This is a genomic window from Pseudomonas sp. PME37.24/025 (assembly GCF_055556615.1).
In genome coordinates, this window is sequence record NZ_JBVHNK010000065.1 from 1 (window position 1) to 341 (window position 341).

General features: G+C 58.7%; 1 protein-coding gene. It reads right to left on the minus strand.

Features of this window, described 5'->3' with window-relative positions:
- Positions 1 to 341, minus strand: a 341-nt coding sequence (locus ACZ3HH_RS29515) for a ShlB/FhaC/HecB family hemolysin secretion/activation protein (protein ID WP_465810060.1), incomplete at both ends; no start/stop codon positions are given.

The following is a 341-nucleotide window of genomic DNA, read 5'->3' on the forward strand; positions in this document are numbered from 1 at the left end:
TTGTAATAGAGCATGCCATTGCGCGAGGTTTTCTGATGGTCGCTGATGGCATCGTGGCCGCCGCGCAAGGCCAGTTGATCGGCCAGACCCAAGGGACTGTCCCAGTCGAAGGCGGTGCCCCATTGCTGCTCGCCAGTACTCTTCTGGCCATCGTTATGCCGCGACAAACCAACACGCCAAGGCTTCTGCGAGGTGTTTTTGACCAGCACTTCGCTGCCTCCGATGTTCTGCCCCGGCGTCAGCTCCATTTGCGCATTGTTGGACGGCAAACGGTTCAGTTGATCGACCATCTGTTCGATCTCCCGCAGGTTGACCAAGTCGCCGGCCTTACCGGGAAACGC